At 62.0% G+C, this 22,958-nt stretch carries 23 protein-coding genes and 2 tRNA genes; 16 read left to right on the forward strand and 9 right to left on the reverse strand.

Features of this window, described 5'->3' with window-relative positions; all coding sequences use genetic code 11:
* Window positions 1-103: 103 nt before the first annotated feature.
* From LNV06_RS08810 to miaB, 4 genes are all read left to right on the forward strand, one after another.
* The gene (locus LNV06_RS08810) at window positions 104-1,402 is read left to right on the forward strand and encodes a YybH family protein (protein WP_263537887.1); all 1,299 of its coding nucleotides are present in this window, start codon (window positions 104-106) and stop codon (window positions 1,400-1,402) included.
* Window positions 1,403-1,478: 76 nt separating this feature from the next.
* Window positions 1,479-2,849: a L,D-transpeptidase family protein gene (locus LNV06_RS08815; RefSeq protein WP_263537888.1), complete on the forward strand. Its 1,371-nt coding sequence runs from the start codon at window positions 1,479-1,481 to the stop codon at window positions 2,847-2,849.
* 117 nt (window positions 2,850-2,966) lie between these two features.
* Window positions 2,967-3,353 (forward strand): hypothetical protein, encoded by a 387-nt coding sequence (locus LNV06_RS08820; RefSeq protein ID WP_263537889.1) that lies wholly within the window; start codon window positions 2,967-2,969, stop codon window positions 3,351-3,353.
* Between the two features lie 89 nt (window positions 3,354-3,442).
* The gene (gene miaB / locus LNV06_RS08825) at window positions 3,443-4,789 is read left to right on the forward strand and encodes a tRNA (N6-isopentenyl adenosine(37)-C2)-methylthiotransferase MiaB (protein ID WP_263537890.1); all 1,347 of its coding nucleotides are present in this window, start codon (window positions 3,443-3,445) and stop codon (window positions 4,787-4,789) included.
* Here miaB and LNV06_RS08830 read toward each other — a convergent pair.
* On the reverse strand, window positions 4,773-5,051 hold the full coding sequence (locus tag LNV06_RS08830; RefSeq protein ID WP_263537891.1) for a hypothetical protein: 279 nt from the start codon (window positions 5,049-5,051) through the stop codon (window positions 4,773-4,775). The two genes, miaB and LNV06_RS08830, sit on opposite strands and share 17 nt — an antisense overlap.
* Window positions 5,052-5,169: 118 nt before the next feature.
* On the opposite strand from LNV06_RS08830, the gene hemA reads away from it, so the two are divergent.
* The 6 genes from hemA (at window position 5,170) to LNV06_RS08860 (ending at window position 10,241) form a co-directional block, all read left to right on the forward strand.
* Window positions 5,170-6,501, forward strand: coding sequence for a glutamyl-tRNA reductase (gene hemA / locus LNV06_RS08835; RefSeq protein ID WP_263537892.1), 1,332 nt, complete (start codon window positions 5,170-5,172; stop codon window positions 6,499-6,501).
* A gap of 78 nt (window positions 6,502-6,579) precedes the next feature.
* A complete protein-coding gene (gene prfA, locus LNV06_RS08840; RefSeq protein ID WP_263537893.1) occupies window positions 6,580-7,665 on the forward strand; it encodes a peptide chain release factor 1 in 1,086 nt (361 codons plus the stop codon).
* Window positions 7,662-8,498 carry a peptide chain release factor N(5)-glutamine methyltransferase gene (gene prmC, locus LNV06_RS08845; RefSeq protein ID WP_263537894.1) on the forward strand — a complete coding sequence of 279 codons (837 nt, stop codon included), beginning with the start codon at window positions 7,662-7,664 and terminating at the stop codon, window positions 8,496-8,498. The genes prfA and prmC overlap by 4 nt, the downstream gene beginning before the upstream one ends.
* 113 nt (window positions 8,499-8,611) lie before the next feature.
* The gene (locus LNV06_RS08850; RefSeq protein WP_263537895.1) at window positions 8,612-9,262 is read left to right on the forward strand and encodes a hypothetical protein; all 651 of its coding nucleotides are present in this window, start codon (window positions 8,612-8,614) and stop codon (window positions 9,260-9,262) included.
* A 95-nt stretch (window positions 9,263-9,357) separates the two neighbouring features.
* Window positions 9,358-9,672 (forward strand): Grx4 family monothiol glutaredoxin, encoded by a 315-nt coding sequence (gene grxD, locus LNV06_RS08855; protein WP_263537896.1) that lies wholly within the window; start codon window positions 9,358-9,360, stop codon window positions 9,670-9,672.
* Entirely contained in the window at window positions 9,672-10,241 is a 570-nt protein-coding gene (locus LNV06_RS08860) for a UbiX family flavin prenyltransferase (RefSeq protein WP_263537897.1), read from the forward strand. Before grxD ends, LNV06_RS08860 begins: the two co-directional genes overlap by 1 nt.
* Window positions 10,242-10,262: 21 nt before the next feature.
* Here the strand turns inward: LNV06_RS08860 and LNV06_RS08865 are convergent, their stop codons facing one another.
* The gene (locus LNV06_RS08865) at window positions 10,263-10,883 is read right to left on the reverse strand and encodes a lytic transglycosylase domain-containing protein (RefSeq protein ID WP_411970090.1); all 621 of its coding nucleotides are present in this window, start codon (window positions 10,881-10,883) and stop codon (window positions 10,263-10,265) included.
* Window positions 10,884-10,891: 8 nt separating this feature from the next.
* A complete protein-coding gene (locus LNV06_RS08870) occupies window positions 10,892-12,637 on the reverse strand; it encodes a proline--tRNA ligase (protein WP_263537898.1) in 1,746 nt (581 codons plus the stop codon).
* Between the two features lie 121 nt (window positions 12,638-12,758).
* Here LNV06_RS08870 and LNV06_RS08875 point away from each other — a divergent pair, with 121 nt between their 5' ends.
* Window positions 12,759-13,406, forward strand: coding sequence for an RNA pyrophosphohydrolase (locus LNV06_RS08875; protein ID WP_263538333.1), 648 nt, complete (start codon window positions 12,759-12,761; stop codon window positions 13,404-13,406).
* Between the two features lie 58 nt (window positions 13,407-13,464).
* Here LNV06_RS08875 and proB read toward each other — a convergent pair whose 3' ends face one another.
* From proB to rplU, 4 genes are all read right to left on the reverse strand, one after another.
* The gene (proB, locus tag LNV06_RS08880; RefSeq protein ID WP_263537899.1) at window positions 13,465-14,583 is read right to left on the reverse strand and encodes a glutamate 5-kinase; all 1,119 of its coding nucleotides are present in this window, start codon (window positions 14,581-14,583) and stop codon (window positions 13,465-13,467) included.
* The gene (gene obgE, locus LNV06_RS08885) at window positions 14,580-15,668 is read right to left on the reverse strand and encodes a GTPase ObgE (RefSeq protein ID WP_263537900.1); all 1,089 of its coding nucleotides are present in this window, start codon (window positions 15,666-15,668) and stop codon (window positions 14,580-14,582) included. Before obgE ends, proB begins: the two co-directional genes overlap by 4 nt.
* Before the next feature lie 173 nt (window positions 15,669-15,841).
* Window positions 15,842-16,099 (reverse strand): 50S ribosomal protein L27, encoded by a 258-nt coding sequence (gene rpmA, locus LNV06_RS08890; protein ID WP_263537901.1) that lies wholly within the window; start codon window positions 16,097-16,099, stop codon window positions 15,842-15,844.
* Between the two features lie 42 nt (window positions 16,100-16,141).
* Window positions 16,142-16,453, reverse strand: a complete 312-nt coding sequence (gene rplU / locus LNV06_RS08895) for a 50S ribosomal protein L21 (RefSeq protein WP_263537902.1) — start codon at window positions 16,451-16,453, stop codon at window positions 16,142-16,144.
* Window positions 16,454-16,798: 345 nt separating this feature from the next.
* Between rplU and LNV06_RS08900 the strand changes: the two genes are divergently transcribed.
* Together LNV06_RS08900 and LNV06_RS08905 are read left to right on the forward strand one after the other, a co-directional pair.
* Entirely contained in the window at window positions 16,799-17,728 is a 930-nt protein-coding gene (locus LNV06_RS08900) for a polyprenyl synthetase family protein (protein WP_263537903.1), read from the forward strand.
* Window positions 17,729-17,825: 97 nt separating this feature from the next.
* Window positions 17,826-17,902: transfer RNA gene (locus LNV06_RS08905), tRNA-Pro, on the forward strand.
* 221 nt (window positions 17,903-18,123) lie between these two features.
* On the opposite strand, the gene LNV06_RS08910 is transcribed toward LNV06_RS08905, so the two are convergent.
* Window positions 18,124-18,200, reverse strand: a tRNA-Ile gene (locus LNV06_RS08910).
* A gap of 68 nt (window positions 18,201-18,268) precedes the next feature.
* Window positions 18,269-19,288: a heat-inducible transcriptional repressor HrcA gene (hrcA, locus tag LNV06_RS08915; protein ID WP_263537904.1), complete on the reverse strand. Its 1,020-nt coding sequence runs from the start codon at window positions 19,286-19,288 to the stop codon at window positions 18,269-18,271.
* An 81-nt stretch (window positions 19,289-19,369) separates the two neighbouring features.
* Here hrcA and LNV06_RS08920 point away from each other — a divergent pair, with 81 nt between their 5' ends.
* Genes LNV06_RS08920 through rapZ form a run of 3 tightly spaced genes read left to right on the forward strand, consistent with a single transcriptional unit; the run spans window position 19,370 to window position 22,955 of the window.
* Window positions 19,370-20,245 (forward strand): NAD kinase, encoded by an 876-nt coding sequence (locus LNV06_RS08920; protein WP_263537905.1) that lies wholly within the window; start codon window positions 19,370-19,372, stop codon window positions 20,243-20,245.
* Window positions 20,245-21,984 (forward strand): DNA repair protein RecN, encoded by a 1,740-nt coding sequence (gene recN, locus LNV06_RS08925; RefSeq protein WP_263537906.1) that lies wholly within the window; start codon window positions 20,245-20,247, stop codon window positions 21,982-21,984. Before LNV06_RS08920 ends, recN begins: the two co-directional genes overlap by 1 nt.
* Complete coding sequence (rapZ, locus tag LNV06_RS08930; RefSeq protein ID WP_263537907.1) at window positions 21,981-22,955, forward strand: RNase adapter RapZ; 975 nt, start codon at window positions 21,981-21,983, stop codon at window positions 22,953-22,955. The genes recN and rapZ overlap by 4 nt, the downstream gene beginning before the upstream one ends.
* The last annotated feature ends 3 nt before the right edge of the window (window positions 22,956-22,958 follow it).

The raw sequence follows: 22,958 nt of genomic DNA on the forward strand, positions 1-22,958 counted from the left end.
CCACTCTAGCATGCGGGCTTGCCCTCAGCGGAACAAGGCAGCCGAAGGCAGATCGAACCAGCAGGCGGCAACTACAATCCGCGCAAACCATTCCTGCCTGAACATGAGCACCTCCAAAGCCGCGCCAATGACTTTTTCGCTTCGTTCGATCTGTCTCGCCACCAGCCTGGCACTGGGCATGAGCCTGGCTTGGGCCGACGATGTCACCGATGTGCAAGCCATCTTGGCCGCAGGCAAGCATGCCGAAGGTCTGAAGAAGGTGGATCAATTGCTGGTCGCCAAGCCCAATGACCCGCGTCTGCGCCTGCAGCGCGGCATCGCGCTGTCGCTGCTGAACCGGCAGGCCGAGGCGATCGGCGTGTTCCAGAAGCTGACGGAAACGCACCCCGAGTTGCCCGGCCCCTACAACAATCTGGCCGTGCTCTATGGCAACCAGGGCGACTACGAAAAGGCCCGTCAGGCGCTGGAGTTAGCGATCCGCACCAACCCCACCTATGCCACTGCTTTCCAGAACTTGGGCGACGTTTACGCGCGTCTGGCTGGTCAAGCCTATAAGAAGGCCTTGGCCCTGGACAAGACTGACGGCACGCTGCCGCTGAAGTTGGCCGTGGTGCAAAACGTGTTTGAAGCCAGCGTGGACCCACGCGCAGCCAAGCCGGTGAGCGCCACACCAGCCCCGACTGCAACGCCCGCACCGAGTCCTGCCCCCAGCCCTGCTGCCGCCGTGACCCCGAGCGCTGCGGCCAACCCTGCACAAGCGGCGACCGCGAAGTTGAATGAGAAGGCAGCCGCGGACAAGAAGGCGGCAGAGAGCAAAGTGGCTGATGCCAAACCGGCCGACAGCAAGGTGGCCGTGGCCACGCCAGCCACACCAGCAAAGACGCCTGCGCCTGCAGTGACCAACAGCCCCGCGGCGACACCGACTGCCGCTGCACCGAGCGCGGCCAAGCCCGCCGCCTCCAGCCCGGCAAGCACCACAGCTGCGACGACGACCGTCGCGAGCGCGACTCCAGCCAAGGCCGGAGCCGCCAAGCCCGAAAGCGCGAAGCCAGACGCGACGGATAAGGACAAGCAGGCCGTCGAGAAAGCCTTGCACGCCTGGGCCAAGGCCTGGAGCCAGCGCGATATGTTTGCCTACTACGCCGCTTACGCGCCGGAGTTCAAGGGCAAGTCGCCCACGCGCAAGGCCTGGGAGCAAGAGCGCAATGTGCGAATTACCGGCAAGAAGAAGATCTCGGTCAGTTTGTCCAATCTGCAAATCAAGGTCAGCGGCGACAAAGCCAGCGTTCGCCTGCGTCAGGACTACAGCTCCGACGCACTGAGCGTGAAGAGCAGCAAGAGCATTGAGATGATCAAGAACAAGCTCGGTGACTGGCAGATCACGCAAGAAACCTCCAACTGATCAAGCGCCGAGCGCTGCCCCTGAGAGAAAATAAGGCTTGAGCTTCTGCCCCGCCGATGGGTTTCACTGAATGTCTATGTCTGCCAAGCCCAATAGCACCTCTGCCGAGCCCAGTGCCGCCGCCAAGCCCATGAACGGCGCGGTGCGCCCGGGCGTACTGGCTGGCCTGGGTTTGGCCGCAGTCTTGGGGGTGGTGGGCTATGTGTTTGCGAAAGTGGATCTCAGCCATGGCGCGTCAGGCGCAATGGCTGAGGCCCTGACCGAACATGCGCTGGCGGCTGCGGGCGACAAGTCCAACCCGACCGAGCGCTTGCTGAAGGCCCAGCCCGACGAACAAACCCCGGAGGGCCTGCTGATTCAAAGCTATCAGCACTTGGCACGCGGCGAAGAGTCCCTGGCCTTGGACAAGGTCGAACAACTGGTCAAACGCCGGCCGGACTTCGCTTTGGCGCAATTGCTCTTGGGCGATCTTTTGTTGGCGCGCAGTGGTCATCCCAGCGCAGCCTCACAGGGCCCGGAGTCGGTGGCTAGCGCTCCGGTAGGCGCCAGCGAAGGCCTGCGAGCCGAGGCACGCTTGCGTTTGGCAGCCTTGGTAGAGCGGCCGCCAGCAGATGCCCTGCCCAAGCCGCTGCTGAGCTTGGCGCCAGGGGTGCGGCACGCCATCGTGGTGGACACCAGCCGCGCCCGGCTCTATCTGTTTGAAAACGGCAACGAAGGCTTGAAGTTGCTGCGCGACCACTATGTGTCGATCGGCAAATTGGGTACCGGCAAACAAGCCGAAGGTGACCAGCGCACGCCCTTGGGCACCTATCACATCGGCCTGCGCCGCGACGAAGCGGCCGCACGCTACGGCGCCGCCGCCCTGCCCCTGAACTACCCCAATGAATACGACCGGGTGCTGGGCCGCAGCGGCAGCAGCATCTGGCTGCATGGCGAGCGCGCCGGCAACTACGCACGCGGACCGATGTCAACCGATGGCTGCATCGTGCTCAGCAACGACGATATGAAGCAGTTGGCCGACACGGTGGCCGCCCGCGAGACGCCGGTGGTCATTGTTGAGCAACTGAGCTGGGTCAAGCGGAGCGAGGCTGCCAAGTTACCGTCAGATCGGACTTTTGAAACCGCCTACCAACGCTGGCATGAAGCGCGCATGGCGCAAGATGCGCAACAGTTGCGCATCTTTTACGAGCCCGGCCTCGAGCGAGGCTCTGACAGCGCGGCGCCCCGCCTGGAGGCCAATCTGGCGCGCATGGCCAAGCATGAGTTGCCGGTGCAGGCGCTGGAGCGCATCAGCATGCTGCCCTGGCCCGACGAGCCCAAGGTGAGAATCGTGACCTATCGCGAGTTGAGCCCCAGCGATGGCGGCCGGCCCAAGCTGAAGCGCCAGTATTGGCGCGAACAGCAAGACGGCCACTGGGCCATCTTCTTTGACGGCTTGATCGGCTAAGGACGAAAAAGCGTGCGCCCTGCACGTTGAAAGGCTAGCGGCGAAATGACCGGGACCAGGCCGCAAAAGCCGCCTCGACTACAATCGCGCACCTTTTGCAGCCACTGGACACATACCATGTACCGCTGTGTTTTGAGCGCCCTCATCGTAGTGGCCGCCGTCACAAGCCTGCCCGCGCAGGCACAAACCCACCGCCCCTTTCCTGTGCAAGCCTTGCGCGGTGAAATGGTGGTCTTGCAAAGCCCCGACATCAGCCTGAACGGCAAGCCCGCGCGCTTGGCTCCCGGCGCACGCGTACGCGGCGACAACAATCTGCTGCAGCAGCCGGCCGCCCTCAGCGGCGCCAAGCTGATGGTGCATTACACCGTCGACCCCAATGGCCTGCTGATGGATGTCTGGGTCTTGAACCCGGTCGAGTTGGCCAACAAGACCTGGCCCCGCAGCCCGCAAGAAGCCGCCGCTTGGAGCTTTGATCAGGCCGCGCAAGTCTGGACCAAGCGCTGAGCGCAGCGCCGACTCCCGCCCTTTTTCTCTCTTTCAATACCGCGTGCCGCCGCCCCGGCGGACGCCAGCCTGCCTTTTTCGAGAACGCCATGAGCAAAAAAGTCTTCATCAAAACCTTTGGCTGCCAGATGAACGAGTACGACTCGGGCAAGATGGCCGACGTGCTGGGCGCCGCCCAAGGCTACGAAAAAACCGATGACGTCGAGCAGGCCGACCTGATCCTGTTCAACACCTGCTCGGTGCGTGAGAAGGCCCAAGAAAAGGTGTTCAGCGACCTCGGCCGCGTCAAGCATTTGAAGGAAAAAGGCGTCTTGATCGGCGTGGGCGGCTGCGTGGCCAGCCAGGAAGGCGCCGCCATCATCGAGCGCGCACCCTATGTCGATGTGGTCTTCGGCCCGCAAACCTTGCACCGACTGCCGGCCATGCTGGCCGCGCGCAGCGCTGAGTTGCGCCCGCAGGTGGACATCTCCTTCCCCGAGATCGAGAAGTTCGACAACCTGCCGCCGGCCAAGGTCGAAGGCGCTTCGGCCTTTGTCTCCATCATGGAAGGCTGCTCCAAGTACTGCTCTTACTGCGTGGTGCCCTACACCCGCGGCGAAGAAGTCTCACGCCCCTTTGACGATGTGTTGACCGAGATCGCCGGGCTGGCCGACCAAGGCGTCATGGAAATCAATCTGCTGGGCCAGAACGTCAATGCCTACCGCGGCAAGATGGGCGACAGTGGCGAATACGCCGACCTCGCCCTGCTGCTCGAGTACGCAGCCGAGATCCCCGGCATCAAGCGCCTGCGCTTCACCACCAGCCACCCGAACGAGTTCAACCAGCGCTTGGTCGATGCCTTCGCCAAGGTGCCGCAACTGGTCAACCATCTGCACCTGCCGGTGCAGCACGGCAGTGACCGCATCTTGATGGCCATGAAGCGCGGCTACACCGCGCTCGAGTTCAAGAGCACCATCCGCAAGCTGCGCGCCATCCGCCCGGACATCCGCATCGCCAGCGACTTCATCGTCGGCTTCCCTGGCGAAACCGAAGAAGACCACGCCAAGCTGATGAAGCTGGTGGAAGACATCGGCTTTGATGCCTCCTTCAGCTTCATCTTCAGCCCGCGCCCCGGCACACCGGCTGCGGCGCTGGAAGACACCACGCCTTACGAAGTGAAGGTACGCCGCCTGCAAGAATTGCAAGCTGTGATCGAGGCCAACACCTTGGCCATCAGCCAGACCATGGTCGGCCAGACCCACAAGATCTTGGTCACCGGCAATGCCCGCAAAGACCCCAGCGAGTTGATGGGCCGCACCGAGTGCAACCGCATCGTCAACTTCAAGGGCAATGCGCGACTGATGAATCAGTTGGTGGACGTCAGAATCACGCAGGCCTTCGCGCACTCGCTGCGCGCCGAGGTGCTGACGGTGGAACACGCTAGCGTGCTGGCCTGAGGCTCAAATAACACTGCGGCAGGCTGATGCCCAAAAGCATCAGCCCGTAGCCCGCCATCTTGCCGTCACGCCCGAGCAGCAGCAGGGCCGCGATCACGCCGAGGCTTCCACCGATACCGCCCCAGAGGGTCAGGTGTTGCCAGGCTCGCGCCTTCAGTTCGCTACGCCAGAGAAGTTTGGCGCCGGCAGCCATCAAGGCGGCGACCAGCCAAGCAGGCGCAAACAGATTGCTAAAGTGCCAAAAAGCGTCAAGTGGACTCAAGGGTGGGGCTCGCGGCGGTCAGGGAAATTAGTTTCACTTGATGCACATCAAGCTTGTATGAAGTCTGCAAGAGCGCCTTCTCAGCGCGAAGCATTGATGTCAATTTTATAATCCGTCCATGACCGTATTTGCCCTTGGCTTGAACCACACTTCCGCGCCCTTGGATTTGCGCGGGCGCTTTGCGTTCTCGCTGGAGCAATTGGTCCCGACCTTGCATGGCTTTCGCCAGCAATTGCAGCTGCCCGGCCAGAACGCCACAGCCACCGAAGCGACGATTTTGTCGACCTGCAATCGCACCGAACTCTATGTCGCCGGTCATGGCGAGATGGTCAAGCCAGCCGTCGATTGGCTGGCCCGCATCGGCGGTGTCAGCAGTTCCGCGCTGATGGACCACGCCTATGTGCGCGAAGGCAGTGCGGCTGCGCGCCACGCCTTCCGCGTCGCCAGCGGGCTGGACTCCATGGTGCTGGGCGAACCGCAAATCCTGGGCCAGATGAAGCAAGCGGTGCGCGAGGCCACCCAGGCCGGCACCGTCGGCACCACCCTGCACCAACTGTTTCAGCGCGGATTTTCGGTGGCCAAGGAAGTACGCAGCTCCACCGAAATCGGCGCCCACTCGATCAGCATGGCGGCCGCCTCGGTGCGCTTGGCCGCGCAATTATTCGAAGACCTCAGCCAGATCAAGGTGCTGTTCGTCGGCGCCGGTGAAATGATCGAGTTGGTGGCGACCCATTTCGCCGCCAAGACACCCAAAGCCATGGCCGTGGCCAACCGCACGCTGGAACGCGGCGAAAAGCTGGCCGGCCACCTCGGCGCCGAGGCGATTCGCCTGGCCGACCTGCCACAGCGCCTGCATGAATTCGACGCCGTCATCTCTTGCACCGCCAGCAGCCTGCCGCTGATTGGCCTGGGCGCTGTTGAGCGCGCCTTGAAGCTGCGTAAACACCGGCCGATGTTCATGGTCGACCTGGCCGTGCCGCGCGATATCGAACCCGAAGTCGCCAAGCTGGGCGACGTCTACCTCTACACCGTTGATGAATTGGCCAGCCTGGTGCAGTCAGCCGGCGAAAAGCGCCAGGCAGCGGTTGAGCAGGCTGAAGCCATCATCGAAACCGGCGTGCAGAGCTTTGTCCACTGGCTGGGCCAGCGCAATACCGTGCCGCTGATTCAGGCCTTGAATGCGCAGGCCGATGGCTGGCGCGAGCATGAAATGGCGCGCGCTCGCAAGCTGCTGGCGCGCGGTGCCAATGTCGAAGAAGTGCTGGAGGCCATGAGCCGCGGCCTGACGCAGAAGATGCTGCACGGCACCATGGCCGAGTTGCATGCCAGCGACGGCGAGCACCGCGTGCAATTGGCGCAGACGGTGTCGCGCCTGTTCCTGCGCAGCAGCAGCCGCAATCCGGCCGAGAGCGTGAACCCTGTCGCCAACGATCGGCCCGGCGAGTATTAGCGGCGTCCATCAGCGCCAGCTCCTGCGTCGGCCTCTTGTGCCCACGCGCCTCTCCGCTCTCTGCTCCCCGGACCCGCCATGAAAGACTCACTGCGCCAGCAGTTCGACCGCCTCGCCTATCGTCTGAGCGAGCTCGACACCATCCTCAGCGAAGGCAGCATTGCCGCCGACATGAAGCGTTATCGCGCGCTGACCAAGGAGCAGGCCGAAGTGGCGGAGCTGGTCTCGCAGTACAAGCAGTATCTGCAGCGCGAGGCCGATTTGATCGAGGCCAAGAGCCTGTTGGCCGACCCCGAAATGGCCGAGATGGCAGCCGAAGAAATCAAATCCGCCGAGGCCGATCTGACCCGCCTGCATGAGTCACTGCAACTGGCTCTGCTGCCGCGTGACCCGGATGATGAGCGCTCGGCCTTTTTGGAAATCCGCGCCGGAGCCGGCGGCGATGAGTCGGCCCTGTTCGCCGCCGACTTGGCGCGCATGTATCTACGCTATGCGGAGCGGCAAGGTTGGAAGACCGAGATTTTGTCGGCCAATGAGTCGGACCTGGGCGGCTACAAGGAACTGGTGGTGCGCATCGAGGGCGACAAGGTCTATGGCCGCCTGAAGTTTGAATCCGGCGGCCACCGCGTGCAGCGCGTGCCGGCCACTGAAGCGCAAGGCCGCATCCACACCAGCGCCTGCACCGTGGCGGTGATCGCCGAACCGGATGAAGCTGAGGAAGTGACGCTAAACCCCGCGGAGTTGCGCATCGACACCTTCCGCGCTAGCGGCGCCGGTGGTCAGCACATCAACAAGACCGACAGCGCGGTGCGCGTCACCCACATCCCCACCGGCTTGGTGGCGGAATGCCAGGACGACCGCAGCCAACACCGCAACAAGGCCAAGGCCATGCTGGTGCTGGCGGCAAGGCTGCGCGACAAAGACCGCATCGAACGCGAAGCCAAGGACGCCGCCAACCGCAAGAGCTTGATCGGCACCGGCGACCGCAGCGACCGCATCCGTACCTACAACTTCCCGCAGGGTCGGCTGACCGACCACCGCATCAACCTAACGCTTTACAAGCTCGGCGCCATCATGGACGGCGACCTCGACGATGTGGCCGCAGGCCTGCAGGCCGCCCAGGCAGCCGAGCAGTTGGCGGTATTGGAAGCGGGACGCACATGAAGCCCTTGCCTGGCGATGTTCGCGCGGCCCTGCAGCTTGCGCAAAGCCTGGGGCTTGATCGGCTTGACGCTCAACTTTTGGTGGCGGCCGCAGTACAGCAAAACCGTGCTTGGCTGATCAGCCACGACGACGCCGTACTGTCGCCCGAAGTCGCAAGCCTTTTGACTGGGCAATTCGCACAAAAAGCGGCCGGCACACCGCTGGCCTATCTGCTTGGCGAGAAAGAATTCCACGGTTTGCTGCTCAAGGTCACGCCCGACACCCTGGTGCCCCGCGCCGACACCGAAACCCTGGTCGACTGGGCCTTGGAGATTTTGCAGACGCAGGCGCCTGCACAAGCCCGCGTCGTCGATCTCGGCACCGGCAGTGGCGCCATTGCCTTGGCCCTCAAGGCCAGCCACCCCGAGGCACTTGTCGAGGCGCTGGACTTGAGCCACGCCGCCCTGGCGGTGGCACAAGACAATGCCCGTCGGCTTGGATTGGTTGTGGCTTTCCACCAAGGCGATTGGTGGCAGCCTTTGGCTGGGCAGCAGTTCGATCTGATCGTCAGCAACCCGCCCTATATCGCCGGAGAAGATCCGCACCTGCCGGCACTGCGTCATGAGCCTATCGGCGCCTTGACGCCAGGCGGCGACGGTTTGTCTGACTTGCAGGCCTTGATCGAAGGGGCGCCAGCGCACTTGCAGCCCGGTGGCTGGCTGCTGCTGGAGCATGGCTATGACCAGGCCGAGCCGGTGGCCCAAGCCCTGCGGCAGCGCGGTTTCAGCGATTTGGCCATGCGCCGAGACCTGGGCAGCCAGCCTCGGGTCAGCGGCGGGCGCTGGCTGGGCTGAGCGCTCAGCCGCTCAATCGCATCAACAGCCCACCCATTTGTGGGCAATTTACACCGCACGGGCGGGCCGCCTCGGCGTAGCATGGACTCAAACCATCGCCGCAGGAGATCCTCATGAGCACCGTTCCAAGGCCTCGTTTTCTCTCCGCACTGAGCCTGCTCAGCCTCACCGGCCTGCTGCTGGGCTTGAGCCCTGCGCTGCGTGCCGCCGAGCCCAATCTACCGGCCCTGCAAGGCAGTCCGAGCTGGCAAGCACGCCTGCAGCTCAGCAGTTTGGCGCTGAGCACCAGCAGCCTGCCCTCAGGCCTGGATACGACAGCGCAAACCGGCTCACGCCTGCTCAGCGCCAGTCTGCTGGGCGACTATTACCTGACTGGCTCGGGCCTAGGCGGCGTGCACGGCGGCCTGCGCGCCACCGGCGGCCTGATGCTGGGCACCTTGTCGCAAAACAATGCCAGCTTGGCCATGGGCAGCGGCGCCGGCCCTCTGTCCCAAGGCCTGACTGTCGGACAGCGCAGCTTGGCGCCCTGGTCGGTGGAGCGCGAAGCCAACGATCCCTTCACCTCCACGTCCTACCTGGGCATTGGCTACACCGGGCGCTCTTTGCGGGGCGGCTGGGGCTTCAGCGCCGACCTCGGCCTGATGAGCGGCAATATGAGCAACAGCTTGCGCCTTGGCAGCAACCGCGCCCAGAGCATGGAGGACTTGCTGCGCGACTTGCGTTTCAAACCCGTGCTGCAACTGGGCCTGTCTTACAGTTACTGATGGGACCTCCGGTCAGGTTTGACCTGCCAAGGCATAGGTGAAATCGCGCTGACCGATAATCTCGCCCAAGATTCCACTTTTTGGCGAGATGATCCATGAGCGACGTTCAGCAACGCATTGATGACCTGGTGAAGAACAACCGCGTGATGCTCTTCATGAAGGGCTCGGCACAGTTCCCCATGTGCGGTTTCTCCGGCCGTGCAGTTCAGATCCTGAAGGCCTGCGGCGCCACCGATCTGAAGACTTTCAATGTGCTGGACGACGCGGAAGTTCGCCAAGGCATCAAGGACTACGCCAACTGGCCGACCATCCCCCAGCTCTACATCAAGGGTGAGTTCATTGGCGGCTCGGACATCATGATGGAGATGTACGAATCCGGCGAACTGCAGCAGGTTCTGTCCGCTAGCTGATGACACAAAGACTGGTCCTGGGCATCACCGGCGCTACCGGTGCGGCCTACAGCCTACGGCTGCTGCGACGTGGCCGCGAATTGGGCCTAGAGACGCATCTGATCATCACGCCCTCGGGCGTGATCAATGCGCACCATGAACTGGGCCTGGACCGCAAAGCCTTGGAGGCGGAAGCCTCCTTCGCCTATGCCCCCGGCGACATCGGCGCTTGCGTAGCCAGTGGCAGTTTTGCCACGGCGGCCATGGTCATCGCGCCCTGCTCGATGAAGACCTTGGCCTCGGTCGCCCATGGCTTTGGCGACAACCTGCTGACCCGAGCTGCCGATGTGACCTTGAAAGAGCGCCGCCGCCTGATCCTGATGGTGCGCGAGACGCCTTTCAATCTAGCGCATTTGCGCAATATGGTCGCCGCCACCGAAATGGGCGCGATTTGCTTTCCGCCCTTGCCGGCCTTCTATCACCACCCCAAGAGCATTGATGAGCTGGTGAATGAAAGCGTGGAGCGGGTGCTGGAGTTGGCGGGTGTGACAGGCGCCCAGCCCAAGGCTTGGGGCGGCGTCAAAGCCTAGGCCTGGGATCCAACCCGGCTCTCAGACCTCACCCGGCAGCAGCCACTGCTTGCGCGCACCAAACACTGCGCGTGGATACTCCGGCCGCCCACGGCTGCCGTTGTAGCGGCCCAGGGCCAGATACATATCGCCCTGCTCACGGTCCAGATAGTGGCGAAGAATCACGCAACCAAAACGCAGATTGGTCTGCATATGGAAGAGCCGTGAGGCTTGGCCGTCCCCAATCGACTTGGCCCAGAAGGGCATCACCTGGGTATAGCCGCGTGCACCCGCGCTGCTGATCGCGTACTTGCGAAAGCCGCTCTCCACCTGCACCAGGCCTAGCATCAAGCTGGGGTCCAGGCCGGCCCGTTTGGCCTCGTACCAAACGGTTTCTAGAAACTCGATGCGAGTCTGCGGCTCGCTCTTGCGCGGCTTGAGTTTTTCGCTCATCACGCCCAGCCAGCGCAGATAGGCCAGCCGTGCCTCGACATCATCAAAGCGCGGCTTGGGAGGCGCCGAATAGGCAATGGCCGCACTCAGGGCCGAACGCACCGCGTCGGCCAGAGGCTCTTCAAGCTGTGCACCGGCCTGACTGAGGCGCGGCCAAGCAAAGCCTGCGGCCAAGGCACCCAGCATCAGGCCGCGTCGTTCACGCAGCATGGAGCGACTCAAGTCGTCAGCTTGGCCTTCAGCTGCGCCAAGACCTCGTCCAGGCTCAGCTTGCTGGCCGCGGCATCTCGGCGACCTTGGTACTCGACCTGACCTTCTTTCAGGCCGCGGTCCGAGATCACCACGCGGTGCGGCACACCGACCAGTTCCCAGTCGGCAAACATGGCGCCGGGGCGCTCGCCACGGTCGTCCAGCAGCACATCAATGCCCAGGGCCGCCAGATCGTCGTGGAGCTTGTGCGCGGCTGCCTTGACCTCTTCGCTGCGATCCATGCCGATCGGGCAAACCACCACGCTGAAAGGCGCAATCGCGTCCGGCCAAATGATGCCGCGCTCGTCGTGGCTCTGCTCGATGGCAGCGCCCAAGATACGCGTCACGCCAATGCCGTAGCAGCCCATCACCATCAGCTGTGGTTTGCCGTTTTCGTCCAAGAAGGTGGCCTTCATATCGGCCGAGTACTTGGTGCCCAGCAGGAAGACATGGCCGACCTCGATGCCGCGCTGGATCGCCAAAACGCCCTTGCCGTCCGGCGAGGGGTCGCCAGCGACGACATTGCGGATGTCGGCCACCAAATCCGGCTCGGGCAAATCACGGCCCCAGTTGGCGCCGGTGAAGTGGAAGTCCGCTTCATTGGCGCCGCAGACAAAGTCGCTCATCAAGGCCACGGTGCGGTCGGCAATGACCTTCACCGGCTTGAGCAAGTTGATCGGGCCCAGATAGCCAGGCTTGGTGCCGAAGTGCTCTTCAATCTCGCTCACGGTGGCGAAGCGGAAGCCGGCCTTCAGGCCTTCAATCTTGCCGGCCTTGACTTCGTTCAGCTCATGATCGCCACGCAGCAGCAAAAGCCAAACCGTGCTCTTGATGATCTCGCCCTCATCATTAAGCTCGTCACTGGCCAGCACGATGGACTTGACCGTTTGCGTCAGCGGCAGGCCCAGGAGAGCAGCCACATCTTCGCAAGTGCTCTTGGACGGCGTTGCGGTCTTGGTCAGCGCCTGACTTGCGTTGGCACGCGCACTCAAGAGCGCCACACCTTCGGCCAACTCGATATTGGCGGCGTAGTCGCTGGTCGGGCAGTAAACGATGGCGTCTTCGCCGGTTTCGGCGATCACCTGGAACTCATGCGAGATCTCGCCGCCGATGGCACCGGTATCAGCAGCCACCGCACGGTACTGCAAGCCGAAGCGATCAAAGATGCGCTGGTAGGCGGCGTACATGCCTTGGTAGCTGATGGTGGCCGCAGCCACGTCACGGTCGAAGGAGTAGGCATCCTTCATGGTGAACTCACGACCGCGCATCACGCCAAAGCGCGGACGACGCTCGTCACGGAACTTGGTCTGGATGTGGAAGAAGTTCTTCGGCAGCTGCTTGTAGCTGCGCAGCTCTTGGCGGGCGATGTCGGTCATCACCTCTTCAGAGGTGGGCTGGATGATGAAGTCGCGGCCATGGCGGTCTTTCACCCGCATCAGCTCGGGGCCCATCTTGTCGAAGCGGCCGGTTTCTTGCCAGAGCTCGGCCGGCTGCACCACCGGCATCAGCAACTCCACCGCGCCGGCACGGGTCATCTCTTCGCGGATGATGGCCTCGACCTTGCGGATCACCCGCAGGCCCATGGGCATGTAGTTGTAGATGCCGGCGCCGATGCGTTTGATCATGCCGGCTCGCATCATCAGTTTGTGGCTGACAACCTCGGCATCGGCGGGCGCTTCCTTGAGCGTGGAGACAAAAAACTGGCTGGCTTTCATGGCGCTTGGCAAGGCTCGGCCGTCAAGGCCAAGCAAGGTTCGGGTCTGAGGGTTAGCGAGGACGATGCCAGAGCGGCATCCCAATGCAATAATTGATCTAACTAAAGATTCGAGGTTGATTATGCTCGACCGTGACGGCTTCCGGCCCAACGTCGGCATCATCCTGCTCAACCACCGGAATGAAGTGTTTTGGGGCAAACGCATCCGCACCCATTCCTGGCAGTTCCCGCAAGGGGGCATTAACTATGGTGAAACGCCTGAGCAGGCGATGTTTCGTGAGCTCCATGAAGAAGTGGGGCTTGTTCCTGAACATGTGCAGATCATCGCGCGCACGCGTGATTGGCTGCGCTATGAGGTGCCCGACCACTTCATCAGGCGGGATGCACGCGGCCACTACCGCGGCCAAAAGCAGATCTGGTTCTTGCTGCAATTGTTGGGGCGTGATTCCGATATGAATCTGCGCGCCACCAATCATCCGGAATTTGATGCTTGGCGCTGGAACGATTACTGGGTGCCGCTGGAAGCGGTGATCGAGTTCAAGCGCGGGGTCTATGAAAACGCGTTGACCGAGTTGGCGCGCTATCTGCCGCGTATCAACCAGCACAACCGCTATCTGCGCGGCGGCATGCGACCGCAGCAGCACCGGGGCGATTCCGCCGGCCATCACAACTCGCCGGCAGACCGCCAGGCAGAGCCGCAGGCCAACAAGCCTGATGGCGAACTGATGCCAGCCCAAAGCCAGCCTGACTCTTCGCCAAACAAAGACTGATCTGAGAGAGCACGGCCGCCTTGCTTGAACACCAAGCAGAGCGGCCGCTTTTGTCACATCAGTTCAGCACCAAATTGTCTCGGTGGATCAATTCGGGTTCGGCGGCATAGCCGAGCACACGCTCGAAATCACTTGAAGGCTTGCGCGCGATCAGGCGTGCCTCTGCGCTGGAGTAATTGGTTAGCCCCCGCGCCACTTCGCGCCCGCTGGCGTCGATCACGGCGATCACATCGCCACGATGGAACTCGCCTTGCACTTCGACCACACCAATCGGCAACAAGCTCTTGCCTTCGCCTTGGAGCTTGGCCGCAGCGCCTGCGTCAATCGTGACCGCGCCACGCAGTTGCAGATGATCTGCCATCCACTGCTTACGCGCAGCCAGTTTCGGCGTTGAGGCCAGCAAGGCCGTGCCTATGGCCTCGCCGGCAGCCAAACGCAACAAGACATCGGGCTCGCGGCCCCAGGCGATCACGGTGTTCGCGCCACTGCCGGCAGCCCGCTTGGCCGCCAAGATCTTGGTAATCATGCCGCCACGGCCCAGCGAGGAACCGGCGCCACCTGCCATTTGCTCCAACTCGGGCGTGCCGGCCACCGCTTCATCGATGAAGCGCGCATTCGGGTCGCGGCGCGGGTCGGCCGAATAGAGGCCGCGCTGATCGGTGAGGATGATCAGCGCATCGGCTTCGATCAAGTTGGCAACCAGAGCACCCAGCGTGTCGTTATCACCGAACTTGATTTCGTCGTTGACGACGGTGTCGTTCTCATTGATCACCGGCAGCACGCGGTGCTGCAGCAGAGTCACCAAGGTCGAACGCGCGTTCAAGTAGCGCTCTCGGTCGGCCAAGTCTGCATGCGTGAGCAGCACTTGCGCACTGCCCATGCCATGTTCGCGCAACTTGCTTTCATACATCTGCGCCAGACCCATCTGCCCCACGGCAGCAGCCGCCTGCAACTCGTGCAGCTCCTTGGGTCGGGTCGCCCAGCCCAGGCGCTTCATGCCTTCGGCAATGGCGCCGCTGGAGACCATGACCAACTCGCGCCCATCGGCGGCCAAGGCCGCAAGCTGTCGACACCAATTGCCGATGGCATCGGCGTCAACGCCCCGACCCTCGTTGGTGACCAGGCTAGACCCGACCTTGACGACGATGCGCTTCGCGCCCTGAAGCGCCGCGCTCATTCCGCGTTGTCGTCTGCAGCGGCCGCGACCGGCTTGCCCTCAGGGAAGCGCGGATCAACCTCGACCAGAACCTTGTGTGCCGTGGCCACGTGGTCGTAGATGGCATGAATCAAGGGCTGGCAACCATCGCGTGTCAGCGCCGAGATCTCGAAGACCGGGCCCTTCCACTTGTAACGCTTGACGAAGTCTTTGACGCGCTTGGCACGCTCTTCTTCGGGCACCATATCCAACTTGTTCAAGACCAGCCAACGAGGTTTGTCGTACAACTCTTGGTCGTACTTCTTCAACTCGTTGACGATGGCCTTGGCTTCGGCCACCGGATCGACTGCCGGGTCAAACGGCGCCAGATCGACCACATGCAAAAGCAAACGCGTGCGCTGCAAGTGGCGCAGGAACTGATGACCCAGACCGGCGCCTTCTGCAGCACCTTCGATCAAGCCAGGAATGTCAGCGACGACAAAGCTCTTCTCAGGCCCGACACGCACCACACCCAGATTGGGATGCAAGGTGGTGAAGGGGTAGTCCGCGATCTTTGGGCGTGCATTTGACACGGCCGTAATCAGCGTGGACTTGCCCGCATTGGGCTGCCCCAGCAATCCGACATCGGCCAGCACGCGCAATTCAAGCTTGACCTTCTTGGCCTCACCGGGCCAGCCGGGCGTTTTTTGACGCGGAGCTCGGTTGGTGCTGGTCTTGAAATGCAGATTGCCGAAGCCGCCATCGCCGCCCTTGGCGAGCATGATTTTCTCGCCCGGTTCCAGCAACTCGGCGATCACCGTGTCGGTTTCCAAGTCGCGCACGATGGTGCCGACCGGCATGCGCAAAATGACGTCTTCGGACGCAGCGCCGTAACAATCGGAGCCACGGCCGGCTTCACCGTTGCGGGCCTCGTGGCGGCGCGCATAGCGGTAGTCGATCAAGGTGTTGAGGTTGCTGTCCGCCACAGCAAAGACGCTGCCACCACGGCCGCCGTCGCCGCCATCCGGCCCACCGAAGGGGATGAATTTTTCGCGGCGGAAGCTGGCACAACCGGCACCACCATTGCCGGCCACGATGTCGATGGTGGCTTCGTCGATGAATTTCATATTGCTACGCGCCTTTTGAGGCTGATGTTAAGGCAAAGCCCTCGGTCAGCCCAAACGGGCACAACCAGCTTTGCTGCAGCCTGAAAAAGCAAAAGCCCCAGCGAGCCGGGGCTTTTTGTTCACCTGTTGCAGGCGGTCGGCTGCTGCCCTCCGCCTGCGGTGTACATCGGCGATCAGATCGCGGTCACGAAGACCGTCTGACGGCTTTTTTCACCCTTGATGGCGAACGACACTTGGCCGTCAACCAGGGCGAACAGCGTGTGGTCCTTGCCGATACCGACATTGGTGCCGGGATGGAACTTGGTACCGCGCTGACGCACGATGATGGAACCTGCAGAGATGGTCTGGCCGCCGAAGGCCTTCACACCGAGCATCTTAGGTTTGGAGTCGCGGCCGTTTCGTGTTGAACCGCCGCCCTTTTTCTGTGCCATGGATTATCTCCTTGAACTGTTGGCGAAGAAGCCGACTCTCGATCAGCCGTTCACCGTGCTGATCAACAGCTCGGTATACGTCTGGCGATGGCCTTGACTCTTCTTGTAGTGCTTACGACGACGCAACTTGAAGATGCGCACTTTGTCGTGCTTACCGTGAGCCACAACAGTGGCATTGACGCTTGCGCCAGCAACCAAGGGAGTGCCAACCTTCAGATCTGCGCCGCTACCAACGGCGAGAACTTGGTCGATCACAATCTCTTGGCCAACATCCGCAGCAATCTGTTCTATCTTGATCTTTTCGCCAGCAGCAACTTTGTATTGCTTGCCGCCGGTTTTTATGACCGCGTACATATCAGCCCTTTCAATTAAACCAACCCGTCTCGATGACTCTGGCGTCCGCCGACTCATAAAAGCCTAGCGAATACCCAAGCCAAAACGGGCCTCAACTCCGCAGCAGTGAAGCGCAGAGCCCGCGATGTTAGCATGCTTAGTGGAAAACGCCAAGCCCGGCAATTCTTGCCGAGGCAGGGCGCCACACAGCGCATGAGTCAACACAGCCGCCAGCCATTTGACCTCCAGGCTCTTCCTATAATCCCAGCTTCGCTTAAATGAGAGCCGAGAGTGCACGCCGCTTCTGCTTCGACCCCTTCTACCCTCCCCAGCGTCCGCGAGGCACTCGCCACACTTTCAGCAGAAATGCTCGAAGTAGATGCCGTCATTGCACGCCGCTTGCAGTCGGACGTTGCACTGATCAACCAGATCGCCGGCTACATCGTGCACGCGGGCGGCAAGCGCATGCGCCCCAAGCTGGTGCTGCTGTTCGCCAACGCACTGGGATTCGAAGGCGCGCAACGCTTTGAGTTGGCAGCCGTCGTCGAGTTCATTCACACGGCCACCCTGCTGCACGATGACGTCGTGGATGAGTCCTCGCTGCGCCGCGGCAAGCAAACCGCCAACGCTTTGTTTGGCAATGCCGCCAGCGTCTTGGTGGGCGACTTCCTGTATTCGCGCGCCTTCCAGATGATGGTGTCTGCCAATCGCATGCGCGTACTGGAAGTGCTGGCCGAAGCCACCAACATCATCGCCGAGGGCGAGGTGCTTCAGCTGATGAATATGCACGACCCCGACATCTCGGTCGAAAGCTATCTGCGCGTCATCCGCTTCAAGACCGCCAAATTGTTTGAGGCAAGCGCACGCCTTGGCGCCGTGCTGGCTGACAGCAGCCCAGAAATTGAAGAAGCCTGCGCCGGCTACGGCCGCGCCATGGGCACGGCCTTCCAATTGATCGATGACGTGCTGGATTACGAAGGCGACAGTCACGCGCTCGGCAAAAACGTGGGCGACGATCTCCGGGAAGGCAAGACGACCTTGCCTCTGCTGATCGCCATGGAGCGCGGCACGGAAGAACAGCGCCTACTGATCCGCCACGCCATCGAACACGGCGAACTGGAGCGCCTGAGCGAGATCGTCGAGATTGTTCGCGCCACCGGCGCTCTTGAAGCCACTCGCGACGCCGCACGGGCTGAAGCCCAACTAGCGAAAGACTGCCTGCAGCTTCTGCCTGCCAATATGTGGCGCGAATCTCTGCTAGAATTTGCGGCTCAGTCAGTTGACCGCTCCTTCTAAGCAAGGGCGTTCCAAGACCCAAGTTCTTTGCTTTGCGCCGCGACGCTTCAAGCACTGAGCGATGCAAACAAGCCAAACGCTTGTTTGTTCAAAAATTCGGGGTGTAGCGTAGTCTGGTAGCGCGCCACGTTCGGGACGTGGAGGCCGGAGGTTCGAATCCTCTCACCCCGACCAGACATAGACTTGCACAGCAAGCAATGACCAAAGCCCTACTCGCTGGGGCTTTGTCGTTTCTGGGTCAAATTTCACCGCTCGATAGAACAAACATCAAGCCAAGAGATTGGCGCACTCTCGGCCAGACCCCTGAGTCTTAAATGTTAGCCATTGGGTCCCGCGAGTTTGATCCGAGGCCGAAACTAGAGTTCGACTCAGATATTCGAAACAAGACGGTGATTTGGTAGGCCGTATAGGACTTGAACCTATGACCAAAGGATTATGAGTCCTCTGCTCTAACCAACTGAGCTAACGGCCCCCGGAGGGTTTCTTGCGATTCCGGCCTTGCACCGGAAGGGCGCGATTGTATAGGCTAGCGGAGCCTGACTACTTCTGCGACAGCGCTTGGCTGATCATTCTGGAAGTAATGTCGACGATCTGGATCATCCGGTCGTAGGCCATGCGGGTGGGGCCGATCACACCCAAGGTACCGACTACCTGGCCATTGACCTCGTAAGGCGCAGAGACAATGGAGAGCTCTTCAAAAGGCACGACCTGGCTTTCGCCGCCGATATAGATGCGCACACCTTCGGCGCGGCTCGACACATCCAGCAAGCGCATCAGCTGAGTCTTTTGCTCGAACATATCGAACAGGCGCCGCAAGCTGCCCATATCGTTACTGAAATCTTGCACGGTGAGCAAATTGCGCTCGCCGGAGATGACCACCCGCTCTTGCTCATCCACCATGGCTTCGGTGCCGGCCTGCACCGCGGCATTCATCAGGCTGGCAATTTCACCGCGCAAAACATCGACTTCGGACTTGAGCCGTTCGCGCACCGATTCAAGGCTCAAGCCTGCGTAATGGGCATTGAGCCGGTTACTGGCTTCGGCCAACTCGGCTTGCGACAAGTCTTGGGCGGTGAAGATGACGCGGTTTTGCACATCACCGTCAGGCGAGACCATGATGACCAGCACACGCCGATCACCCAGGCGCAAGAATTCGATGTGATGAAAAACGCTGGGTTTGCGCGGCGCGGTCACCACGCCGACAAAGTTTGACAAGCTTGAGAGCAATTGGGCAGCGCTGGCAATGACCCGCTGCGGCTGATCGGGCTGCAGCTGCGTCTCGATCGGCCGGGCGTCGGCGCCGACCAAGCCGGGCTGCGCCGTCAACATGGTGTCGACAAAAAGCCGGTAGCCGCGCGCCGTGGGGATGCGCCCCGCACTGGTGTGAGGGCTGGCAATCAAGCCCAGCTCTTCCAGGTCGGCCATGACATTGCGGATCGTCGCCGGGCTGAGCTCCAGCCCTGAGGCTTTGGACAGCGTGCGAGAACCGACAGGCTGGCCGTCCGCGATATAGCGTTCAACCAGGGTTTTCAGAAGGGATTTGGATCGCTCGTCGAGCATGTTTGCATTGTAGGTTCTTGGCTCGCCCACGCCATTGAGACTTCCACGGACTGACATAGGCCTGTGGTGTAATTCTTCTCCATGGCCAAACGTTTCCAACATGTGGCAATTGTGGGCAAGCATCAGGCCCGCGGCATACGCCCGCTTCTTGAAGAAATTGCCGACTTCGTGACGAGGCAAGGTCTCGACGTTTTCTTAGAACGCGAGACCGCTTTGAACACCGGCATCACCGCTTTTGACGCCCTGTCGAATGAGGAGTTAGGCGCCCAGTGCGACTTGGCCATCGTCGTCGGTGGCGACGGCACCATGCTCGGTTTTGCCCGCGAAATGGCCCGCTTTGGCGTCCCCTTGGTCGGCATCAACCAAGGGCGTTTGGGCTTCATCACCGACATCTCGATTGAGAAGTACAGCGAAGCCTTGGCACCCATTTTGGCGGGCGACTATGAAATGGAACAACGCCCTATGCTGGAGGGCGCCGTCTGGCGCGATGGTGAGAGCATCTTTGAAGGATTGGCGCTGAACGATGTGGTGGTGAGCCGTGGCGCCACCGCCAGCATGGTCGAATTGCGCATCGATGTGGGCGACGATTTCGTCGCCAATATGCGGGCTGACGGCGTCATCGTGGCCTCGCCGACGGGCTCTACCGCCTATTCCTTGTCGGCCGGCGGCCCCATCATGCATCCCAGCATTGCTGGCTGGGTGCTGGTGCCCATCGCCTCACACACCTTGTCGAATCGCCCCATCGTCTTGCCCGATACCGGCGAGGTTTGCATGGAAATCGTGGCCGGGCGCGATGCCAGCGTCAATTTCGATATGCAAAGCCTGGCCAGCCTGCTGCACGGCGACCGCATCACCGTGCGCCGCTCGGCCCACAAGGTCTGCTTCTTGCACCCCAAGGGCTGGAGCTACTACGCCACCCTTCGCCGCAAGCTGCGCTGGTACGAGGGAGTCAGCTGATGCTGCGGCGAATGAATCTGCGCGATTTCGTCATCGTGCCCGAGTTGGAGTTGGATTTCGGCCCTGGCTTTGCCGTGCTGACTGGGGAAACCGGCGCCGGAAAATCGATTCTGGTCGACGCCCTGCAACTCGCCCTGGGCAGCCGCGGCGATGCTGGCGTGGTGCGCGAAGGCGCGGCGCGCGCGGAAATCTCTGCCGAGTTCGATCGCCCTGTGCATCTGAGCGCTTGGCTCGACGAGGCAGGTTTTGACCATTCAAGCGGAAGCCTGCTGCTGCGCCGCGTGATCGATGCACAAGGCAAAAGCCGCGCCTGGATCAACGGCAGCCCCGCCACCGTCACCCAGCTGCGCGAACTGGCCGACAGCCTGATCGACATCCACGGCCAACATGCTTGGCAAGGCCTGACACGCCCCGCTGCAGTGCGCGCCTTGTTGGACAGTTATGCCGGCCTGCAAACCCAGGCTCTGAGCCTGGCCTACGGTGACTGGAAGGAAGCCGGTGAACGGCTCGCTGCAGCAGAAAGCCGTCAAGCCGAGCTCTTGCGCGAGCGCGAGCGTCTCGCTTGGCAAATTGGCGAAGTCGCGCGCCTGAGCCCTGGCCAGGACGAATGGGAAGAGCTGAATGCCGAGCATCAGCGTGTGTCCAATGCTCAGTCTTTGCTGGATGCCGTGCAAAACGCCTTGCAAGCGCTGAACGAGGCCGAGCCCAGCGCTGAATCTCAAACCGACAGCGCACTCACCCAGCTGGAAAAAGTCGTCGACTATGACGCCCGCTTGAACCCGGCCGTTGAAGCCTTACGCGGCGCGCAGACGCAGATTCAAGATGCTGCGCATTCGCTCAGCACCTATTTGCACGGCACCGAGTTGGAACCGGCTCGACTGCAAGAACTGGACGAGCGCATGTCCGCCTGGCTGGGCCTCGCGCGCCGCTATCGCCGCCCACCGGCCGAACTGCCCGCACTGCTGGCGCAATGGCAAGCCGAGCTGCAGCAGTTGGACGCCGCCAGCGACTTGGACGGATTGAACAAGGCCTTGAGCACGGCCCGCGTTGCCTTCGATAAAGAAGCCAAGCGCATCAGCGTAGCGAGAGCCGCGGCTGCGCCCAAGTTGGCGGCCGCGGTCACGCAAGCCATGCAACAGCTGGGCATGGCGGGCGGCCAGTTCGAGATTGCCCTGCAAGCCCAAGATCAACCGCAAAGCTTCGGCCTGGAAACGGCTGAATTCTTGGTGGCCGGACACGCCGGCAGCACGCCCCGGCCCTTGGCCAAGGTGGCCTCGGGTGGCGAGTTGTCGCGCATCGCTCTGGCCATTGCTGTGACCACTTGCCAACAAGCTCAAACCGGTGACGCCAGCAGCGTGGGCACCTTGATCTTTGATGAAATTGACTCCGGCGTGGGCGGCGCCGTGGCGGAGACCGTGGGCCGCTTGATGAAGCAGCTCGGCCGCGAACGCCAGGTTCTCGCCGTCACTCACCTGCCCCAAGTGGCCGCCTGCGCCGATCATCACTTGCTGGTCGCCAAGGCGGCCCGCGAAGGCCAAACCTTCAGCGATGTTCAACCGGTCCAGGGCGAAGCCCGTGTGGCTGAAATCGCCCGCATGTTGGGCGGTGAGCGCCTGTCTTCGACCAGCTTAGCGCATGCGCAGGAAATGCTCGACCTATCCTCTTCCTCCTCCTCTTCTTCCCCGAACTCATCCACCCCCTCGGGCGCCAATTCCCGGGCGAAAAAGGCCAAATCATGACGAACGAAGCGGCGGTCCAGCCGCCTGTGGCGCCGCAACACGCAAGCCCCTTGGAAGCCACAGAAAGCCGAGTGGTGCTGGTGACCGGCATGTCCGGCGGCGGCAAATCGGTGGCCATGCATGCGCTCGAAGATGCAGGTTTCTTTTGCGTGGACAACCTGCCGGCTGATTTGCTGCTGGACTTTTTGCGCCTGGAGCAGCAACGCGGCGAGCGCCGTGTGGCGATTGCCGTGGATGTGCGCAGCGCCGGCTCACTGCCGCTCTTGCTGCCCTTGATCAAGCAGCTGCGCGCCGAAGGCGTGTCGATTCGTTCGATCTTCTTGGACGCCAACACCGACGCCTTGATGCGGCGTTTTTCCGAGACGCGTCGCCCTCACCCGCTGCGCCAGGATTCTTTTGCCCAAGTGGGCGGGAATACCGGCAGCGCTGGCAATTCTGGTAATAGTGACGATGCGCACCGCGCGCTGCTGGACGCGATTGCCTTGGAGCGCGAGATTCTGGCCGCCCTGCGGGTGGAATCCACCGTGCTGGACACCAGCCAGCTGCGCCCCGCACAGTTGCGCGCCTGGGTGCGTGACTTGGTGGTCGTCAAGGGCAACTCGCTGACCCTGGTCTTCGAGTCCTTTGCCTTTAAGCATGGCGTGCCCAGCGACGCCGACTTTGTTTTCGATGTGCGCGTGCTGCCCAACCCGTATTACGACCGTGCACTGCGCCCCTTGACCGGCCGGGACGCACCGGTGGCCGACTACCTGAAGGCCCAGCCCGAAGTGGACGTGATGTTGACGCAAATCGGCGACTTTTTAAATCGCTGGCTGCCCTCCTTTGCCGCCGATCAACGCAGTTATCTGACGGTGGCCATCGGTTGCACCGGCGGCCAGCATCGCTCGGTCTATCTGGTGGAGACGCTGACTGAGCGCTTCGGCCACCACGGCCAAGTCCTCAAACGCCATCGCGAGTTGGACGCTAAATAGACA

Origin of the sequence: Paucibacter sp. Y2R2-4, assembly GCF_025717535.1 — a bacterium.
Lineage (GTDB): Bacteria > Pseudomonadota > Gammaproteobacteria > Burkholderiales > Burkholderiaceae_C > Paucibacter_A.